Genomic DNA, 18,276 nt, shown 5'->3' on the forward strand with positions numbered 1-18,276 from the left:
GTGCTGCCGGATTTGAGTTTGCGTGAGGCAACGTTCCCGTTTGTGTCATAGGCGATCTCGATCACGCCCGTCACCGCCATGGCATTGAGCGCAGCTTCCGTCGCCGCGTTCGCATGGCCGGTTTCGACCTTGGTCACGCGGCTTTCGATATCGAAAGTGTAGCGTTCGGCCCGGCGCTGCCGGCTGCCGGCACCATCGGGATCCGGCCCAATGACGCCGCGGCGGCGGTTGTAGGCATCGTAAAAGTAATGCGTGGTGTCGCCGGTGCCCGACAACGGGCCATCCACCGTTATCAGATTATCGGCATCATCGTAGGCATACGTGGTCGTCGCACTTACCGCGCCGTTGCCGCTGGCGACCGTCATCTGGGTCAGCAGGAGGTTCGGTGTGTCGTAGGCGAGGGTCACCTTGGTCTCGTTCGCCGTGCCCGAACACGTGGCCGCCGTCGCGCAGGCCGTGATCTGGGTGACCTTGTATTGAGCCTGGCTTGCAGGGACGAGGTTTCCGGATGCGTTCCGTATATGCGGAAAACGCGCTGAATATACGTAATTTATCTCGGGCCGCGTTCCGCTGCCCGATGGCGCAGGGTAGCGCACACGCGTTACACCACCGTGCGTTGCATAGGTGTAGTCGGTGCGATTTCCGCGCGCATCGATCGTATAATCTGGCTTGTTGCACGTGGCGGGATTGGTGCAGGTGGCCGGGAAGCTCGCGGTGGCGACGATATCGGCCAGCCCCGAGTTGGGTTTTGCCACATGGCGCGTCTCGGTCACGTTCCCGCGCGCGTCGCGAGTCCAGTGCGCATAGTCTCCCTCAGGGCGCGTCTCGCGAATCTTGCGCCCATTGGCATCGTAGGTGAAGCTGATCGTGTCGTTCGTCCCGTTCTCGATTGAGACGGGCTGTTGGGCCGCAGGGGTCGAGGTAACCGTAGAACTTTCACCGCCTGATGTACTGGTCTCCACCACCGTCGTGGTTCCCGTGGTCCAGTCATAGGTCTTCGTCTCACCGTCTACGGTTATCGATGAGACACGCCCGTTTGTGCCGTAGCTGATAGACGTCGTGTCGCTCGATGCCCCGGGCCTGCGGATACCGGTAACCCGGCCCCCACTGGTTGTGAGGACCCACTGACCTCCCTTGTCATCGGTTATGGTAGTCTGACCGCCCGAATAAGAATAGCTCACGGAAGAGGCAGCAGTGACGGAATCGCAATTGAGCGCAGTCGGATCGCAATAGACCTCGCTCAGATCGAAGAACTTCGCCCCGCTCCGTTTCGTCCAGTCAGGGGCCGGCGCCGGGCTTCCTTGCGGCCAGCTGTTCGACTGGTACTTCACCTTCATGCCGTACGACGTGCGGCTACGCACATCGAGGAGACGATAGACGACATTGCAGGTGGTAACCTGCTCGTAGGTGGGCGGTTCGAATGTGGTCTCGCACTGATGAGGTGTGTCCCAGGTCAGGGCGTAGCTCGATCCGTCAGGCGCCTCAATTGATGTCGGCAGGGCGCAATCGGCTGCGTTGGAGCTGTTGCAGTAGATCGATGCCATCGCGATGGTCATCGACGTGGGCTCCGTATTCGTCTGACTTGTCAGCAGGGATTTCACAGTTGTGTATGTGATCTCACTCCCGTCCCTGGCCGTGAAGATGTATAGAGTCTGATCTGGCACGAACGGGCTGCTCGTGACCTGCTTCACGAGCGTCGCACCGTTGGCCTTGGTATTGACCCAACTGCTGCCCGACTGGGTGAATTTCTCGGAGATGTTGCCGAACGTGATCGTCGCAACCTGTGATCCGGGGTTTCCGGTTATCCGAAGATCGCCGCTCCAGTTGTCCTTCCACCCTGCCTGCCCATGATAGCGGACAAGGCTTATGCCCTCCTCGGCATTGCCGATGCTCCCTTCCACTATCACCGGGTTGTAGGTGCCGGTCGTCAGGTCGACGCCATGTTCGTCGTTGTTGCGATACTGTTCAGGTGCGTCGGCGGTCTGCGCCAGTACCGGCGCTGCAGCTGTCCCGCACAGAACTGTCGTTGCGTAAAGAGCTGCGCGCTGCACCGCTCTGAACCTATGCCCCCCGCTCATGGTGCCCCCTCTATCCAACCATCGCTGATCCCCATGAAATCTGATGGTGCCGGGCAGGTCAGGTTGAAGCGCCGGTCGTCTTTACGCGCTTTCTGTTGTCAGCCTTGTCGTGTTGGTACTCTGTATCGACACCGCTATTCACACTGCCAGATCGCTCGACCTTCACGAGCCGACCCTTGGCGTCGTAGGTGTAGGTGACAGTTTCGGCCGCCTGTGCCGCGATCGGCAGCATGGCCAGAACGGCCCCTGCTAGCGCACTGATCCCCCGCATCGCTTCATCCCCCCTTTGCTTGCGACTCAGGGAGTTTTGCATGGAAGGGAGAGGGTGTGAAGAGGCGATTTAACATTACTGTCAAAACTTGATGCCGCACCGCATCACGCTTTCGTCAGCACCTCCGCGACCTGTCTCCGCGCAGCTCGCCGCTCAAGCTGCACAAACACATCGACACTTTCGCGCACATAATGCCGCACATCGTCACGTGCCAGGCGCGAGCCGGCCTGTAGAACGAGCAGCGCAAGTTGCTCGACCGCCCGTGCAGGCGTGTCGGCATGGATCGTGGTCATCGAGCCGAGGTGCCCGGTATTAACCGCCCGCAGGAAGGTGAACGCCTCGCCGCCGCGAAGCTCGCCCAGAATGATCCGGTCCGGCCGCATGCGCAGCGCTGCTATGAGGAGATCCTCCGCGCCGACCTCGGCCTCGGAGAGCTGTCCGCGCGCCGCGATGAGGCCGACGGCATTCTCGTGCCGGACCTTCAGTTCCTCGGTATCCTCGATCAGGATCAGCCGTTCCTCGCGCGGAATCTCCGCGAGCAGCGCATTGAGGAACGTCGTCTTGCCCGTGCTGGTGCCGCCCGAGACGACGATGTTGCGTCGCTCGCGCACGGCGGTGCGCAGAAAGCCTGCGGCTTCGGCTCCGCTCAAGGTGCGCCAGCTATGCTCCCGGTCGATATCCGCCGCGCCGCCTTCGAGCTCGGCGAACGCGTCTTCCTCTTCCCAATCCGCAAGCGACAGGTCGGCCGAGACATGCCGGCGGATCGCAAACACGTGCCCCGCCCGGGTCGCAGGTGGCGCGACCACCTGGACGCGTGAGCCATCCGGCAGACTGGCCGCTAGCAGCGGCTGCGCACGGCTGATCCCCTGCGAGGAGTGCGCTGCGACCTGCCGTGCAAGCCGCGCCAGGAGCCGCTCGTCGAGCGCGGGTTCCTCCACCCGCTCGATCGCGCCGCCCAGCGTCTCGATCCAGACCTCGCCCGGCCGATTGATCCAGATATCCGTGACGTCTTCGCGCGTGAGCCACGGCGCCAGCGGCGCAAGGAAGCTGTCGAGGTAGTAGCCAGCTTCCATGCTCTAAGAATCGACGGATGAGAAATCGAGATCGCGCGCGACGAACACCGAGACGCTCGCGCCGTGCTTTACCTTGAGAGTCCGCTGCACCTGATCGCCCTGGGTGACGTCGATATTCTGCGTGGTGCCGGGAAGTGCGACGACCACGCCGTCCGTCGCCTCGCGCGTGGCAACGCCAACGCCGATGTCGAGCACCGACTGGAGGATCGCGCCGCCGAAGCGCTGGAAGAACTTGCCGTCGACCTTCCCGCGGATTCCTGCCCGCCCGAGCGGATCGGATGCCGGGGAATCGAGCGCGATGGTAACGCCGTCGGGGCGCAGCAGACGCGTCCAGCGTACGAGCGCCCGGTTCTGACCGGCCTGAAGACTTGCGTCATACTCGCCGTAGAGCCTGCTTCCCCGCGGTATGAGGACGCGCGAGCCGTCGAAGCCGTGGACATCGCGCTGTACCAGCGCGCGCACGCCTCCGGGCCTCGTGGAATCGAGCGCAGTCTCGAGCACAGCAGGAACGACCGTGCCCTGCGGCACGGTGAGCGAAGGATTGGCGAGGCGTCCGGCTCTTACCCGCGCATCGGTACCGGGCCTCTCGCCGGCGGATGGCGCTGGCGGCAACGGCGTACTCGCCTCGTCGAACACGACCGCAGGTCGCGACGGCGGCGTGTAAGGCTCGGCCGGCTCGGCGGGAATCTCGACGATACGAACCTGCGCGGGTGCTGGAGCAGGTACCGCTCGCGGCATCGGTGCCGGGCTCAGGGCCGGAGCGACGATAGGCCGTTCGGGCTCGGCTGGAGGAGTATCGAGGAACGCGCGCGGAAGCGCGAGCGGCGGCGGGGATGCGATACGCGAAGCGAAGTCGGGCAAGTTGGCGGTGATGGTCGCACGCTCGATATCGGCGCGATTGGCGCTCATGACCGAGAACAGCCAGACGCCGCCGATCAGCAGGGCGGCAAAGAAGAGCCAGAGGCCGAGATTGCTGGGAGTACTCCGCGCAACCACGGGACGGATATCTTCGCCCGGACCGTCTTCGAGAGTGGCCTGACCGGCGGGCGCGGGATCAGCCATCATGGGCCTCCGGCTCCGCAGCGCGCTCGGCGGTCGCCTTCTCCTTGTCGATTCGGAACACAAGCTCCTGCCACACGCGATCGATCTCGTAGACGTCGCCGCGCATGTAGCCGTTCACCACCTGCTCCTCGCCCGAGGGTCCGACCGCAAACACCGCGGGCAGCGCCTGATCCGGTCCGAACACGATCCGCGTGCGCACACCGTCATCGGAAATCGCTTGCGGACGCACCTCGCGGTCGCCCTTGATGCGGTAGGTCCAGATCTCGCCCGTCGGCTCGATCGCCGGCTCCGGCGACGGATCGAAGGCCGGCTCCTGCTCAAATCCATAGAGGAACCGTACCAGATAGGCGGCCATGAGACCGGTGCCCGTCTGCAGGCGCATGCGGTAGTTGCGCTGGTCGGTCGCGACCAGCATGGTGCCGGCGGCGTCCTGCACTTGCGGGATGACGAACAGCCCGTCGCGCTCGGCCGAGACCTTCACCTCGAACGCCCTTGTCGCATCGAGCGTGACGCGCTGGACTTGTTCGCCCGGCTCGAAAAGGACCATGAGACCGGTCATCGGCAGCGCTGTCAGCAGATACTCGCCATCGGGAGTCCAGTGCAGCGTCTGGAGACGCGGGTTCTCGGCGCCGGGCTGCGGCATGACCTGTGCTTGCAGCGGCGCGGCGAGCGCGGCCAGAGAGATGAGAAAGGTGGGTGCTTTCATGGCCTCGGCGTGCCATCCACATCGCGAACGGTTTCGTTCGGCGCACGCCTCGCCTCGATCACCTCGGGCAGCGTCTCGGCATCGCGCCTGTAGCGCGTCACCTGGAATCCCAGCGGGTTGAGCAGCCGGTCGGCCTCGCTCATCTCCGCCGGCGAGAAACCGTAGTTGATCACGGCCGCCCAGTATTCGGGCGGCTGCGGCTGCGCGCCGGGATCGTTGCGGATCGTGGTGAAACGGACCAGCGAGCTGTCGGCCGAGAGCGAGGAGACACTGCGTATTTCAGCCGCAACTGTTCCGCCGCGCGGCATATAACTGAGTGGACTCGCGGGGTTCGACGCCTGCATCTGCGCAATATAGCGCTGGCGCGCCTCGGGCGCGCTCCACAGCGCGACCTTGCGGTAGTCGTTCTGCACACTGTCGGCATCGAAGCTCTCGCGCGCGGTCACGTACTGGACGAGGAACGAGCGCGTGAGTGCGGAATCGGGTGCGACCATCTGCTCGTCGAGGGGCGCGAGCGCCTCGACATTGCCGGTCTGGCGATCGACCAGCAGCGTGTAGGGTTCGACTGTCTTCAACGGCAGAAGGATGACCAGCGCGATCGCCAGCAGAAGCGCGATTGCGCAGGCAACCGCGGCCACGATCCAGGCGGTCCGGCGCGAGCGTTCCAGCGTGTCGGTGACGCTGGTCGACCAGCTGTCGGCGATCTCGATTTCCTCGCGGTGGAATTGGCCCGGCGCGTTCACGATTGTCCCTCCCGGCGGCGCGCCGCCATCGAACCGCGGTGCGCGGTCCGGCGATACGAGCTGCCTAGTCTCTCACCTGAAACCGCAGATGCTGCGGCCGGCCCGCTTGGGGCGGCAGACATTCCGCCAGCGGTCAATGTCCGGTAGCTCATCCGCTCGTGCACCATGCGCTGCTCGCGGTCGATGAGGCGCTCGACGCTGTCCGCCGTGCGCTGTGCGCGGCTTTCGAGATAGGCAGGCGCGCCGGTGGTTGCCGATGCCGACCGCAGTGCGGCAAAACCGTCCGGCAACCGCACTTCCGGCACATGGAGCGAAGGCCAACCGCGGGTAAACGCCACTTTTGCCAGCAGCCAGATCGCTCCGGCCTGGATCAGCGCGAAGGCGAGTGTGATCGCGAACAGCTCGATCGGCGCGGAAGGCACGCCGTAGCCGAGCCCGCGCACCCGCACCGCATCGGCAAGCCAGGGTTCGAGGATGGCAAGCTCGACCGCAAGAACCACGCTCACGCCGACCGCGCCCAGCACCGACAAAACGAGGCCCCGCAGCCATCCGGCGAACAGGCCCCGTGTGGCCTCGAACAGCAGCAGGCCGGCAGCAAGCGGGGCGAGCGCAAGCAGCAGGCCCGCAATAAGTCGCAAGAGGCCCACCGAGCCGATTGTCCCTGCCAGGTAGAGCAGCCGCGACCAACCGAATGCGGCTTCATCCTGCAGTGCAGTGCCTGCGAACGTGGTGCCCGCCGCGCCGTCGCCGAGCAGTTGTCCGGAGGTACGACCCGTGCCGACCTCGGTCAGGTGCATGATCGCACTATCGACCCGTTGCAAACGCTCGACAAAGCCTGCCGAAGTGTCGCCGATACCGGGCGTTGCGATGCCGCTGGCGATCTCTGCCGGGCCTGCGATCGCGACATCGTGGATCACCGTGCGGAACGCCGGCCAGGAAAAGGCAAGCGTCAGGACTATGCCGACCTTAAGCGCATCGTAGACGAGATCGCGTGCTCCGGGTCCGGGGCCGAACAGGAAGCGCAGGCCGATGATGGCGATGAACAGCGTGAGCAGCCCGGTCACGACCGTCGTAGCAAGCGAACCCGGCTGCCCCAGCGCCTGATAGCCGAAGCTGCCGAGGAGCTGCGCCTGGCAGTCTATATGCTCGAGGGTCCGAGAGAGGAACCGGTCGCCGGTGACGATGGCAGTACAGGCCATGGCTCAGGCTGCCTCCCCGAGCAGGGCAGGAATCCAGTCGTCGGGATTGTCGCCGGTCGTCGGCAGCAGGCGATCGAACAGCCGCACGGTGCTCTCGCGACCCGACAGGATCGTCAGCAGATCGTTCTCGCCCGACAGGTCGAGCCGCGCGACCACGCTTTCCTTGCCGTGGCGGATCAGGAAGCAATGCGAGGAATCGGGCAGCGTGCGGACCAGGTCGAACTCGTGCTGGGTCAGCCCGAAACCGCCCATGTAGTCTTCGGCGCGCGCCTTTGGGTTGATCATGAAGATCTGCGTCGCGGCCTGTTCGACGATTGCGCTGGCGATCCGGCTTTCGAGCGCGTCCTGTGCGCTTTGGGTGGCGAAGCCGACGATCCCGTTGCGCTTGCGGATCGTCTTCTCCCAGTCCTTGATCCGGCGAACGAAGACATCGTCGTCGAGCGCCTTCCAGCCCTCGTCGACCACGATGATCGCGGGACTTCCGTCCAGACGCTCCTCGACCCGATGGAAGAAGTAGAGCATGGCAGGCGTGCGCGCGACAGGATCGTCGAGGATGGCGGTCATGTCGAAGCCAACCGTCTCCTGCGAGAGGTCGGTCGTATCGCGCTCATTGTCGAACAGCCAGGCGCGTTCGCCATCGCCCCACCACGGGCGCATGCGCGAATAGAGATCGCCGGGACGGGGACGGTCGCCGCCGCGGAAGAGTTCGACCAGATGCCGCAGCCGCCGCCGCTCGGACGCCTGAAGATAGTTCGTCTCGATCGCTTCGCGGATCGCCTCCTGCTCCTCTACCGAAGCGCCGCCGGCCAGCAGTGCAAGCCACTCGCCCAGGAAGTCGCGGTTCGCCGGCGTGTCGGGAAGCTGCAGCGGATTGAGACCAGATGCCGCATCGGGCCGGAGCCGATCATACGTTCCCCCGATCGCCCGGATAAACAGCTCGGCGCCCCGGTCCTTGTCGAAGAAGATGATCCTGGGCGCGAACTTGCGCGCCTGCGACAGCAGGAAATTGAGCACCACCGTCTTGCCCGAGCCGGAGGGGCCGATGACGGTGAAGTTGCCCAGGTCGTGATGGTGGAAGTTGAAGAAGTAGGGGCCGGCCGCAGTCGTCTCGAACAGCGTCACCGCATCGCCCCAGTGATTTCCGCGCTGCTTGCCCACCGGGAAATTGTGCAGGCTGGCGAGGCTGGCGAAGTTCGTCGTCGAGACCAGGCCCCGCCGGGCAATATAGCGGAAGTTGCCCGGGAACTGCGCCCAGAAGGCGGGCTCGAGCGCGATATCCTCACGCACGGCGTTGATCCCGAGATCGGCCATCAGCGCGATCACCTCGGCGACATTGGCGTCGAGCGTCTTCAAGCTCTCGGCATGAACGGCGATCGTCGTGTGATGCTCGCCGAACCCCGCGCGGCCGGCGGCGACCTCGTCCTTGGCGTTAACGAGTTCGTCGCGCAGCGACAATGCCTCGTCCTCGGCCGACTGCATGCGCCTGAGGACGAGGTTCATCCGTGACAGGGCCTCGCGCCGCTCCACCAGCGCGAAGCTCTGGGTCAGGTCGAACGCGAACGGCAGGCGAGAGAGTTCGTCGAACATCCCCGGCATGGTCCGCCCCGGCCAGTCCTTGATCGAGATCATCGCCGTAAAGCTGCGCGGCAAGTGTCCGGCAGGGGCAAGTTCGACCGCGTGCTGGCCGAAGCTGATCCGCCGAGCCGGTACATGGTGGCCGAGGTCGCCATGCGGCACGGCAACCGGGCGCATGTCGTGATTGAACAGCCACGACAGAAACTCGAGCGGTTCGGAGCGATCGCCCTCGGGCGTCTCGTAACTCGTGAGCAGATGCGGATCGTAGTGTCCGAGCGCTGCCATCAGCGCCTGGCGCGCGTTGTCGAGCGCGTGCTTTTCGGCTGCGAGCCGCTCCGCGTTGCGCCCGCTCGAGCGCGAAAACCATGCCTTCAGACGATCGGCGCTGCCAACACGTCCTTGCAGCGGTCGGCGGACGATCGTCAGAAACAGCTCGTTGACGTAGAGCTGCCGCTCCTCGAAGCGCGCCTTCCACCGCGCATCGAGCCAGCGGCTGAAGGAGTCGGGTGGCGTCGTGCCCGTGGTGATCGCCGCCGCACGCCGAACCAGGTGATGGTAGACCGCATAGCGCGACGAGCCGAGCGATCGCAGCATCGCGTCGCGAAGGCCCGCCCGGTAGTTGAGTTCATCGCTGCCGGCCGTCTCAAACAGCAGGCCGCCGAGGCGGATCGTCTGCATCAGCAAACCGTCGCGGGTCTCGATCGTCGCGTCGTCGATGTGCCGCGCGTACGGCAGATGCGCGCCCGCCGGCGCTTCGCGCGCGACCACCTTCGGATCGCGGGTCAGGGGCGGTAGGAGTTGCATCGCCACAGCGTGTGGTTCTTCACCCGCGGGCAATTGCGCGCGCGCATGAGCCAGAGATCAACGAACCGGGGCTCATGAAGGCACAGGATCATGCCCACGCCGTGGATCACAAGTGCGGCCAGCAGCACCCGCCAGCTTTTGAAGATCAGGAACAGTTCGACCGCGATGACCGCATTGATCACAAAATAGCTATAAGTCACGCCCGCGAACATCTGCGGCCGGGTAAGCCCTGTGAACAGGATATCCTGGCGCAGATCTTCGGCCAATGTGTGCGATCCCCCAACTGAGCCCCGAATAGCGGAGTCATACAAATTTCGGCAGCCTTGCAAAGGGGCGTTGGACTGAATTTGCGGACGTCGTCCGATCGGCTCGCTCGGTCGACGCCAGCAGTGTTGATTCGTTGCGGTGATCTGCGAGACTTGATCAGAGAATTAGCTGACGTGAGCGAGGGGGCGCTTCATGGCCGGGCAGGTGACGATATTCGAAAGCACGACCGCCAGTCCGCTCTCCGAGGCGGTCGGGTGGCTTACGGGCACCCTGCTTGGCAGTGTGGCGACCATTCTTTGCACGCTGGCGATTGCCTTGGTCGGGCTGATGATGCTGTCAGGGCGGTTCCCAGTCAGACGGGGGCTTCAAGTCGCCATTGGTTGCTTCCTACTGCTTGGCGCGCCGCTTGTGGCGATAACGTTCACCGGTGTCTGGCGGCAGCCGATACCACCGCAGGAATCGATCATGGTCGCGGAACCTGCAGATCCACGCGGAGATCTTCTGCCTGCAGATTACGATCCATATGCGGGTGCTTCATTGAGGCCTGATTGAGTTACCAGGAGGAGTCGGGTTTCGGATATTGACATCATTGTCGATCAGGCAAACAATGACTGCCTGAGGGGGCGCAATTTGGGACTTCCATTATCTATCCGCGAAGCCTGTTTGCTGGCCGGAACCGCACTTGGGCTGGTTGCGGAGAGCGCGTCCGCACAGAACTCCATAGATACCTATACCTACGACGCGTTAGGTCGGCTCGTGGCCGTCAGCACATCAGGCGGCTCACATGATAACAAGACGCGGTCGATTTGCTACGACAGCGCGGGGAACAGAACGACCTACAGGGGAACGTCTGACGGCAGTGTCGCGACTTGTGTGAACACAGGCGATGGCTCTTCGAACCAGCCCCCCGTGACTGGAGCAGACGCGGTAAGCTTGCCTTGTAAGACCGCAGTATTCAAGAATCTGGTCGCCAACGACACCGATCCGGAAGGTAACACACCGCTGGTGGTGCAGTCGATAACGAGGACGTCGGGAACGGCCACTGCAAGTGTCGGGAGTGGCGGCTCGACCGCTTTTGTCGATGCGGGAGATTGGCCCGGGCAGTCCGTGTTTACCTATACCGTTGCCGACAGCGTGGGGGCAACGTCGACTGGTCAGCTGACGGTGACGGTGACCGGAACTGCGGCTTTGTGCTCCGGGCCTGATCCATGATGCCGACGGGCAACTTTCGTTCACGGCAAGGGCGAGGTTCTACGTAGTCACAGGAAGTTCGGGCGGCACGAACCGGGGGGAATTCATGTTCAGCTTCAATGCTTGGAAGGGCAGCAGGGAACGGACCTCTGAAAATGCATTGTTCTTGCGCAGAATGACGGGAGAGCGCGGCGCAGCCCTGTTCTTGGCGGTCACAGTGACTTGTCTGCCTTTGTCTGCACTAGCGCAAGTGGTCGATCCACCTCAGGTCATCTCGCCTCTCAAAGTTGCCCTCGACGACAATGGCGTCGATCTCGGCAGCGGAAAGGCTACCATTGATCTCCCCGTGCTGTCGGTTCCGGCTGCACCTCGCCTTCGGTTTCAGCGGGTGCAGGATGTCGCGCCATATGCGCAATCGACCGTCTCCGGTTCGGGCAGCGGCTACTCCTCAGCGGGTATATCAGTGCATACTGGCGCCGGTGGAGCCGAATCCTTCGAATGTGTGGACGATGCATGTGTCAGCGTCACTGGCACTGGATCAACTATCGGCCAAAATTCCCGCTACTTCACGCAAGGCGGAACAGGGGCTTTCTACGATTTCGACTTGGTACAGATCGAGCCAAGCTGGCCCAACACCACCCGAATATATTATGCATCCTCGGTGTCCTACCCTGACGGGGAGGAGATTTCCTTCAGCTACGACAGCTACTATTATCCCGCCGGGAGCCAGAGTCGCACTTTCTACCGACCGAGCACGGTATCGACCAATATCGGCTACAGCCTTAAGATAACATATCAGAGCAATACGGCGGGAGATGAAGGCTGGTTCAGACCAAAGACTGCGACTATCTACAAAGATACGGCACCCACGGCCCCCCTTGCGCGTCTTACGTATAACGCCGACGGCCAAACGATTACTGATCTCGGCGGGCGGGTTTACAAGTGCACCGGCTGCATGAACTCGATCGGCGGAGTAACCCAAGAAGCCGGGGGCTCGTTGACCCTTCCCGGGGAAAGCGAAAAGGCAATCGAATACGTCAGGCATCCTACGGAAGGGGTCGTCGGCGCGGTAATCAAGGACGGTGTGCAGTGGAATTACTCGTACACGAACCTCGTTTACGATGTAACGATGTGGGGCTACAGGTACGACGGTGTCCAGGTTACAGGGCCAAACGGGTATTCGAAGCAATACGTTGTTTCCCAGACATCAAGATTAGGCGGAACCGCCTATAATATCGTGACCACTGCGACGGATTCGCTTGGACGCACTACGGATCTTCATTTCGATAGTGCGCATCGATTGAGGGTGATCGAATCGCCGGAAGAAAATGCAGTCCAGGTTTCTTACGATAATTTTGGGAACCTAGATGAAAAGACGACAAAGGCGAAGCCTGGTTCTGGATTGGTGAACATCGTCGAACAGGCGCATTTCAACACTTCCGGTTGCAACAATGTAATCGCGGACGTCCTGTGCTACCGGCCTGTCTGGTCCAAAGATGGAAAAGGTTATCAAACGGATTATGCCTATACCAGCCACGGCCTTCTGAAAGAACAGACCGATCCTGCCGATCAGGATGGGGTGCGCCGCAAGACTTTCATTACGTACACTACCGTTGCTCCTTACCGTAAAGCGGTCGTGCGCGTGTGTGGGCTAGGGACGACATGCGGTACCAACCAGGAATGGCGGACCGAGTACGATTATTGGGGAAAGACAGCGCTTCCATCTGCGATACGGCGGATTGATCTGGCGACCAACACGACGCTAGAGACGACTTATGCCTATGACGATGCCGGCCGGGTGCTATCGGAAGACGGCCCATTGGCCGGAACCGATGATACAAAATATTATCGCTACGATGTCCATGGCCGCCGTACTTGGGAAATTGGCCCCAAGGGCGCAGATGGCCTGAGGCCGGCAATGCGTACGACATATCGAAACTCAGACGACAAGGTCGTCAAGGTCGAGACCGGCACCGTTCCCTACGAGACGAGCACGACGCTGACCGTCCTTTCGCAGGTCGATACCAGCTATGATGCCCGACGCAATCCGACGCGCACGAGAGTGTCGTCGGGCGGTACGAATTACAGCGTCACCGATAGGTCCTACGACAGTCGCAATCGCCTGATTTGTACCACGGTGCGAATGAATCTCTCATCACTACCGAGCAACGCGTGCACCGCAGGCACGCTGGGCAGTAATGGTCCGGATCGGATCACGAAGAACATCTATGATGCTGCCGATCAGCTGCTGCAGGTGCGCAAGGCCGTGGGCACGTCGATCGAGATCGCGGACGCCACGTATAGCTACACGCTCAACGGCAAACGAAAGTATGTGATCGATGCGAACGGCAATAGGGCCGAACTGCGCTATGATGGCCACGACCGGCAAAACCGCTGGGTATTCCCGTCGAAGACACGGCCGCCTGCGTACAACGGCACAACCCCTGCCACGGCGTTGTCGAGTGCTGGTGCGCTGAACGAGGGTGACTACGAAGCCTACACCTACGACGCGAACGGAAATCGTCAGACGCTGAGGAAGCGCGACGGGTCGCTGATATCGTACCAGTACGACGCGCTGAACCGGATGACGCGCAAGACGATCCCCAACCGGGCGGATCTGGCGGCGGTCCATGAACGCGATGTGTTCTACAGCTACGACCTGCGCAACCTGCAGACCAGAGCGCGATTTGATAGCGCGAGCGGGGTTGGCCTCACCACGACTTACGATGGCTTCGGCCGCCTCTTGTCGAACCGGTCCAATCTCGACGGCCTCGACAAGACCCTGACTTACGAGCACGATGCCAGCGGGAACCGAACGAAGATCACCCATTTTGACGGGCAGTTTTTCCGGACGGACTACGATGCACGCAATCGTCCGACCACCGTCCGCCAAGGCAATACTGCGCTGGGCAGTATCACCTACGGCCCGCACGGGCTGCCCACGCTACGAGCATGGACCTACGCTGCGGCATCGGCGAACAAAACCTCATGGACTTACGATCCGGTGGCACGCCTGGACTCGGTCGGGATCGACATCCACGGCACCGGTGGGGACGCCACATGGAGCTTTACTCGCAATCAGGCCTCGCAGATCCTTATCGAGGCCCGCAGCAGCGACACCTACACCTGGGACAGGCATGAGAATGTGTCGCTCTCTTATTCCGCGAACGGGCTTAATCAGTACGCGACGGTCAACGGCGTTACGTTTTGCCACGATGCCAACGGCAATCTCACGGCGGATAATCTGTACGCTTATCTCTACGACGTAGAGAACCGGCTTGTGGAGATGCGCGCGCGCGTCGGCACATCTTGCCCTGCAGCCTACACGGGGCAGATCAAGGCGAGGCTCAAGTACGATCCTTTGGGCCGCCTCTACGAGGTCGAGAATTACCAGAGCGGTGTTGCGCAGGGACCGACGCGATTCCTCTACGACGGCGACGCGCTGGTTGCGGAGTTCAGCGGTACCCACGCCTCGCTGCGCCGCTATGTGCATGGCCCTGCTGCCGGGATCGACGATCCGCTGATCTGGTATGAGGGGAGTTTGCTTGCCGCTTCCGGACGCCGCTATCTCCACAGCGACGCGCGCGGGTCGATCGTCTCGGTAACCAATTATCAAGGCGTCTCGACCGCTACCAACAGCTACAGCGAATACGGCATCCCGGACAGCGCCAGCGGCACCAGCAACGACATCGCGACGAAGGGGCGCTTCCGCTACACCGGCCAAGCCTGGCTCGATGAGCTGGGCATGTACTACTACAAGGCCCGCATCTACTCGCCCGCCCTCGGCCGGTTCCTCCAGACCGACCCCATCGGCTACGAGGACCAGGTCAACCTCTATGCCTACGTCGGAAACGATCCGATTAATGGGGTCGATCCGAGCGGAGAGGAGGGTGTTTGGGATGCCATTGTGGATTGGGCTAGTGACGAGGCATCAAACATTCGGACTCAGATCCGACGCATTCCAGACGATCTGCGTGACTTGCCGGGCCATATAGTAAACGGAACTACCGGATTACCGCCTACGATAAGTGGAGGGGCAAGCGTAGCCACAGCGCCAACTCGCATGGTGAACGCTTTGCGGGCTGAAGCTGCCGCAGCACGAGTTGCTCCTGCTACGGCAAGATCTGAGAGGACTTTTCAGACGTATATAAAGACAAATTCACGGACGCGTGAAGTGTATAGCGGTCGAACAAGCGGCACAGGAACGCCAGCGCAGAATGTGGCTCGCCGTGATGGGGGACATCAGGCACTTAATCGGCAGGGCTATGGTCCTGCACGGTTGGACCGGACCTCTCGCGATCCTCAAGCGATACGAGGAAGAGAACAGCAACTCATTGAGCGAAACGGGGGCGCTCGTTCGCAAGGGGGAACGTCAGGAAATCAGATCAATGGAATTTCCGATAGGAACCCACAAGGTGCGGCTTGTCGGGCAAAGGCAACAGCGGAGTTTGGCCCGTGCTGAAACCACCGGCTAGGCGACGTCGTATACCGGGCCAGATTGTAGAAATTGCTCTAGGGCAAGGAAAGAAGTCGTATGCGAGGGTACTAAAAGAGCCCTTGTTCGCATTCTACGACAAGATCTTTGATGCATCTGATAATCCAAATACGGAAAATGTAGTGCAACTTCCGATAGCATTTAAAATAAATGTAATGAACTCTTCTGTTACCAGTGGTCGCTGGCATATTATAGGCAGGATTGACCTCACACCCGACCTTGAGAAAGTTCCGAGTTTTTGCAAGCAGGACATTGTCACGGGAGAACTCTTTATATACCAAGAGGTTCCTGAGCTAGCGCCCGATTATGAGCGCCCAGCAACCGCAGAAGAATGTAAGGGGTTAGAGGCGGCGGCAGTTTGGGATGCGGAGCATGTCGAAGATCGGCTCCGCGATCATTTTGCGGGGCAGCCCAACGAATGGGTGGAGCAATTGCGGCCAAGATTTTGACGGTAGGGAATGGGCTCGTGGGGTCATCTTGAAATTCCGGGGACATCGGAGACATCCACCTGCTTCGGACCAGGAATTCCGGAGACACAATGCTAAATAGACAGGCAGACCGCCTCGCTTCGGCCACTGGGGCGCGTATGGCCCGCCTCGCTCGCATCGCGAAGTGGGGAGCACCTGCCCGACGAGTACCGCCGGCTACACTGGCGCGCTCAAGGCGGAACTGCGCTACGACCCGCTCGGCCGGCTTTACTCGGTCGGCGGCCCTTCCGGCACCATCCGCTATCTCTACGATGGCGATGCGCGGATCGCGGAGTTCAGCGGCACGCATGCCTTGCTGCGGCGCTATGTGCATGGGCCCGATGCCGGAGCGGACGATCCGCTGATCTGGTACGAGGGCAGCACGGTTGCCGCTTCCGGACGCCGCTACCTTCACAGTGACGCGCGCGGCTCGATCGTGGCGGTGACCAACTATCAGGGCACCTCACTCGCCACCAACACCTACGACGAGTATGGCATCCCGTCCGCCTCGAACCAGGGGGCGTTCCAGTACACCGGCCAAGCCTCGCTCGATGAGCTGGGCATGTATTACTACAAGGCCCGCATCTACTCGCCCACCCTTGGCAGGTTCCTCCAGACCGATCCCATCGGATACGAGGATCAGGTCAACCTCTATACCTACGTCGGGAATGATCCGGTTAACAGGGTTGATTTTAGTGGAAAGCAAAGCGCCCCCGGAACAATGTCGATAGCGACGATGTGTGGGGGAAATGCAAATTGTGCCCAAGTTGCCCATGCAGAAAACTTCGAAAACGGAATTACAGTTGCAACAGCAATTGCAGTAATATTTGACGCCCTCAATGGCCCTACACCTGATGTTGGCGCCGCTGCGGTCGCAGCGCGTGCAGCGCGAGTAGAGCGGATGGCTCAAAACGCCGCAAATGGAGCGCGGAGAGAAAGGGAAGTTGCGGCTGCTCTGCAACGAGAAAACCCCGGCGCACGCGTTCAAAGCCAAAGCACCCTAAGGGACAGTAGCGGCCGAATTGTCCGCGATCCAAAAACTGGGGAGGCTCGCCGGGTGGACCACGCGGTGATTCGAGGCGACAGGGCTCAGACCGTTGAAACCACGAGTCCTACTGCGCCAAAGGTAAGGCAGTTGGCGAAGGAGCAACGCATCAGGGACGCGGGCGGCACACACGTTAAAGATCGCGAAACTGGAAAATTGTGTGCAGTGTCTGCGGTCAGTGCAATTCGGAGGTGCAACTGATGACACAAAATGACTACAAGATTATCGATATGCCTACGCTGTTGTCACGAGAGGTGAAAATCCAAAGTCCTTATGACAAAATGGAATGGATCACAGATCATAATTGGTACCTTCAAGTTCGTTCTATATATCAGAATTTTCTAAGTTTTCTTCTAGAGAACGACCTTCTTAAAAAAAGCATCGACGCATCATATTCAGACAATTTAATTTTATTTTATAGCGATCTCAATGAGGATGGAAAAGCATTCATACGGTCTGGCGCAGATGAACGATGGCTCGATAGGTTCGATAAGCCTGGAGTGAGGCATTCACCATCCGACACATCGATCCTTGAGAAGGCGTTGCAGAAGATTCAACGCAATAAACCTCGCTAGTGACGCGAAAGCGGAGGCAGTGGGCAAACCGCTGGCGCTCGCCAAACGGTCGATCGTACTGCCGAACTTGGCCGACCGGCGCGGACCATAACTTATGAACCGCCTCCCCCTCCGCCTAAACCTTGGTGGAAGCTTTGGTGATGGAAAAAACGGAACTAATCTCGAAAATCGACGATGTTCTGGAGAAACACCAGTTCTACAGAAATAAGTCGCTTTGGAACAGAGAATATCCTGGTTTTGTAGATGTGATTGATTTGCAAATCAGCAAGTCGAAAGACATGTTTACAATCAATATTGGAGTCTCGGATGAATTTGTCACTCGCGCTTGTTGGGGAATAAGCGGTGCAGACATGGTGGAGGAATCCTTATGTACAGTTCGTGTGCGCTTAGGCAAATTGCTGTACGGCAGAGATGTGTGGTGGAATCTCGCGGGCAGCACTGGCATTGAGGAGGTTTTGAGCGCCATTCAGGATGTGGCGATACCATTTCTTCAGCTCAATCATAGCATAGATCACATGATCGAAACCCTTTAGAACGATCCGGCGAGCAGGCGTTATCCTCCCGGCATCATCTATCTTGCGCTGTTGTTCTACCAAAAGGGAGAAAGCAACCGCTGCAAAGATATGTTCCAGTCCATGAAACTGACTGGCGCCTGGGCCCAAAAGGCATCCGAAATTGAACGCGTTGAATTGACTTGCCCACTCTAGACAAAGAGCGTGAAAAAA

14 protein-coding genes and 1 pseudogene are annotated in these 18,276 nt (G+C 60.9%); 6 read left to right on the plus strand and 9 right to left on the minus strand.

Features of this window, described 5'->3' with window-relative positions:
* From ETX26_RS08030 to ETX26_RS08070, 9 genes and pseudogenes are all read right to left on the minus strand, one after another.
* Positions 1-2,051: pseudogene (locus ETX26_RS08030) on the minus strand (hypothetical protein); the annotation flags it as partial.
* Between the two features lie 85 nt (positions 2,052-2,136).
* On the minus strand, positions 2,137-2,391 hold the full coding sequence (locus tag ETX26_RS08035; protein WP_129524212.1) for a hypothetical protein: 255 nt from the start codon (positions 2,389-2,391) through the stop codon (positions 2,137-2,139).
* A 62-nt stretch (positions 2,392-2,453) separates the two neighbouring features.
* Complete coding sequence (gene virB11 / locus ETX26_RS08040) at positions 2,454-3,422, minus strand: P-type DNA transfer ATPase VirB11 (protein ID WP_129524213.1); 969 nt, start codon at positions 3,420-3,422, stop codon at positions 2,454-2,456.
* A gap of 3 nt (positions 3,423-3,425) precedes the next feature.
* Positions 3,426-4,487: a TrbI/VirB10 family protein gene (locus tag ETX26_RS08045; protein WP_225425646.1), complete on the minus strand. Its 1,062-nt coding sequence runs from the start codon at positions 4,485-4,487 to the stop codon at positions 3,426-3,428.
* Complete coding sequence (locus ETX26_RS08050; RefSeq protein ID WP_129524214.1) at positions 4,477-5,190, minus strand: TrbG/VirB9 family P-type conjugative transfer protein; 714 nt, start codon at positions 5,188-5,190, stop codon at positions 4,477-4,479. Before ETX26_RS08050 ends, ETX26_RS08045 begins: the two co-directional genes overlap by 11 nt.
* Positions 5,187-5,933 carry a virB8 family protein gene (locus tag ETX26_RS08055; RefSeq protein ID WP_225425647.1) on the minus strand — a complete coding sequence of 249 codons (747 nt, stop codon included), beginning with the start codon at positions 5,931-5,933 and terminating at the stop codon, positions 5,187-5,189. Before ETX26_RS08055 ends, ETX26_RS08050 begins: the two co-directional genes overlap by 4 nt.
* A complete protein-coding gene (locus ETX26_RS08060) occupies positions 5,930-7,132 on the minus strand; it encodes a type IV secretion system protein (RefSeq protein WP_129524216.1) in 1,203 nt (400 codons plus the stop codon). The genes ETX26_RS08055 and ETX26_RS08060 overlap by 4 nt, the downstream gene beginning before the upstream one ends.
* Before the next feature lie 3 nt (positions 7,133-7,135).
* Positions 7,136-9,511, minus strand: a complete 2,376-nt coding sequence (locus ETX26_RS08065) for a VirB4 family type IV secretion/conjugal transfer ATPase (protein WP_129524217.1) — start codon at positions 9,509-9,511, stop codon at positions 7,136-7,138.
* Entirely contained in the window at positions 9,490-9,777 is a 288-nt protein-coding gene (locus ETX26_RS08070) for a type IV secretion system protein VirB3 (RefSeq protein WP_225425655.1), read from the minus strand. Before ETX26_RS08070 ends, ETX26_RS08065 begins: the two co-directional genes overlap by 22 nt.
* A gap of 193 nt (positions 9,778-9,970) precedes the next feature.
* Between ETX26_RS08070 and ETX26_RS08075 the strand changes: the two genes are divergently transcribed.
* The 6 genes from ETX26_RS08075 (at position 9,971) to ETX26_RS08100 (ending at position 18,084) form a co-directional block, all read left to right on the plus strand.
* A complete protein-coding gene (locus ETX26_RS08075) occupies positions 9,971-10,330 on the plus strand; it encodes a TrbC/VirB2 family protein (protein ID WP_129524218.1) in 360 nt (119 codons plus the stop codon).
* 357 nt (positions 10,331-10,687) lie between these two features.
* A complete protein-coding gene (locus ETX26_RS14605; protein ID WP_450091343.1) occupies positions 10,688-10,990 on the plus strand; it encodes an Ig-like domain-containing protein in 303 nt (100 codons plus the stop codon).
* Between the two features lie 85 nt (positions 10,991-11,075).
* Entirely contained in the window at positions 11,076-15,431 is a 4,356-nt protein-coding gene (locus ETX26_RS08085; RefSeq protein ID WP_129524219.1) for an RHS repeat-associated core domain-containing protein, read from the plus strand.
* The gene (locus ETX26_RS08090) at positions 15,425-15,913 is read left to right on the plus strand and encodes an Imm26 family immunity protein (protein ID WP_165271732.1); all 489 of its coding nucleotides are present in this window, start codon (positions 15,425-15,427) and stop codon (positions 15,911-15,913) included. The genes ETX26_RS08085 and ETX26_RS08090 overlap by 7 nt, the downstream gene beginning before the upstream one ends.
* 163 nt (positions 15,914-16,076) lie before the next feature.
* Positions 16,077-17,177, plus strand: a complete 1,101-nt coding sequence (locus ETX26_RS08095; RefSeq protein ID WP_191984708.1) for an RHS repeat-associated core domain-containing protein — start codon at positions 16,077-16,079, stop codon at positions 17,175-17,177.
* A 514-nt stretch (positions 17,178-17,691) separates the two neighbouring features.
* Complete coding sequence (locus ETX26_RS08100) at positions 17,692-18,084, plus strand: DUF4304 domain-containing protein (protein ID WP_129524221.1); 393 nt, start codon at positions 17,692-17,694, stop codon at positions 18,082-18,084.
* Positions 18,085-18,276 lie beyond the last annotated feature (192 nt).

The organism is Pelagerythrobacter rhizovicinus, from assembly GCF_004135625.1.
Taxonomy (GTDB): domain Bacteria; phylum Pseudomonadota; class Alphaproteobacteria; order Sphingomonadales; family Sphingomonadaceae; genus Pelagerythrobacter; species Pelagerythrobacter rhizovicinus.

Coding starts and splice junctions, on each gene's coding strand:
- ETX26_RS08065 (WP_129524217.1), bottom strand. CDS start 9,511: ATGCAACTCCTACCGCCCCTGACCCGCGATCCGAAGGTGGTCGCGCGC.
- virB11 (WP_129524213.1), bottom strand. CDS start 3,422: ATGGAAGCTGGCTACTACCTCGACAGCTTCCTTGCGCCGCTGGCGCCG.
- ETX26_RS08100 (WP_129524221.1), top strand. CDS start 17,692: ATGGAAAAAACGGAACTAATCTCGAAAATCGACGATGTTCTGGAGAAA.
- ETX26_RS08060 (WP_129524216.1), bottom strand. CDS start 7,132: ATGGCCTGTACTGCCATCGTCACCGGCGACCGGTTCCTCTCTCGGACC.
- ETX26_RS08045 (WP_225425646.1), bottom strand. CDS start 4,487: ATGATGGCTGATCCCGCGCCCGCCGGTCAGGCCACTCTCGAAGACGGT.
- ETX26_RS08035 (WP_129524212.1), bottom strand. CDS start 2,391: ATGCAAAACTCCCTGAGTCGCAAGCAAAGGGGGGATGAAGCGATGCGG.
- ETX26_RS08075 (WP_129524218.1), top strand. CDS start 9,971: ATGGCCGGGCAGGTGACGATATTCGAAAGCACGACCGCCAGTCCGCTC.
- ETX26_RS08050 (WP_129524214.1), bottom strand. CDS start 5,190: ATGAAAGCACCCACCTTTCTCATCTCTCTGGCCGCGCTCGCCGCGCCG.
- ETX26_RS08085 (WP_129524219.1), top strand. CDS start 11,076: ATGTTCAGCTTCAATGCTTGGAAGGGCAGCAGGGAACGGACCTCTGAA.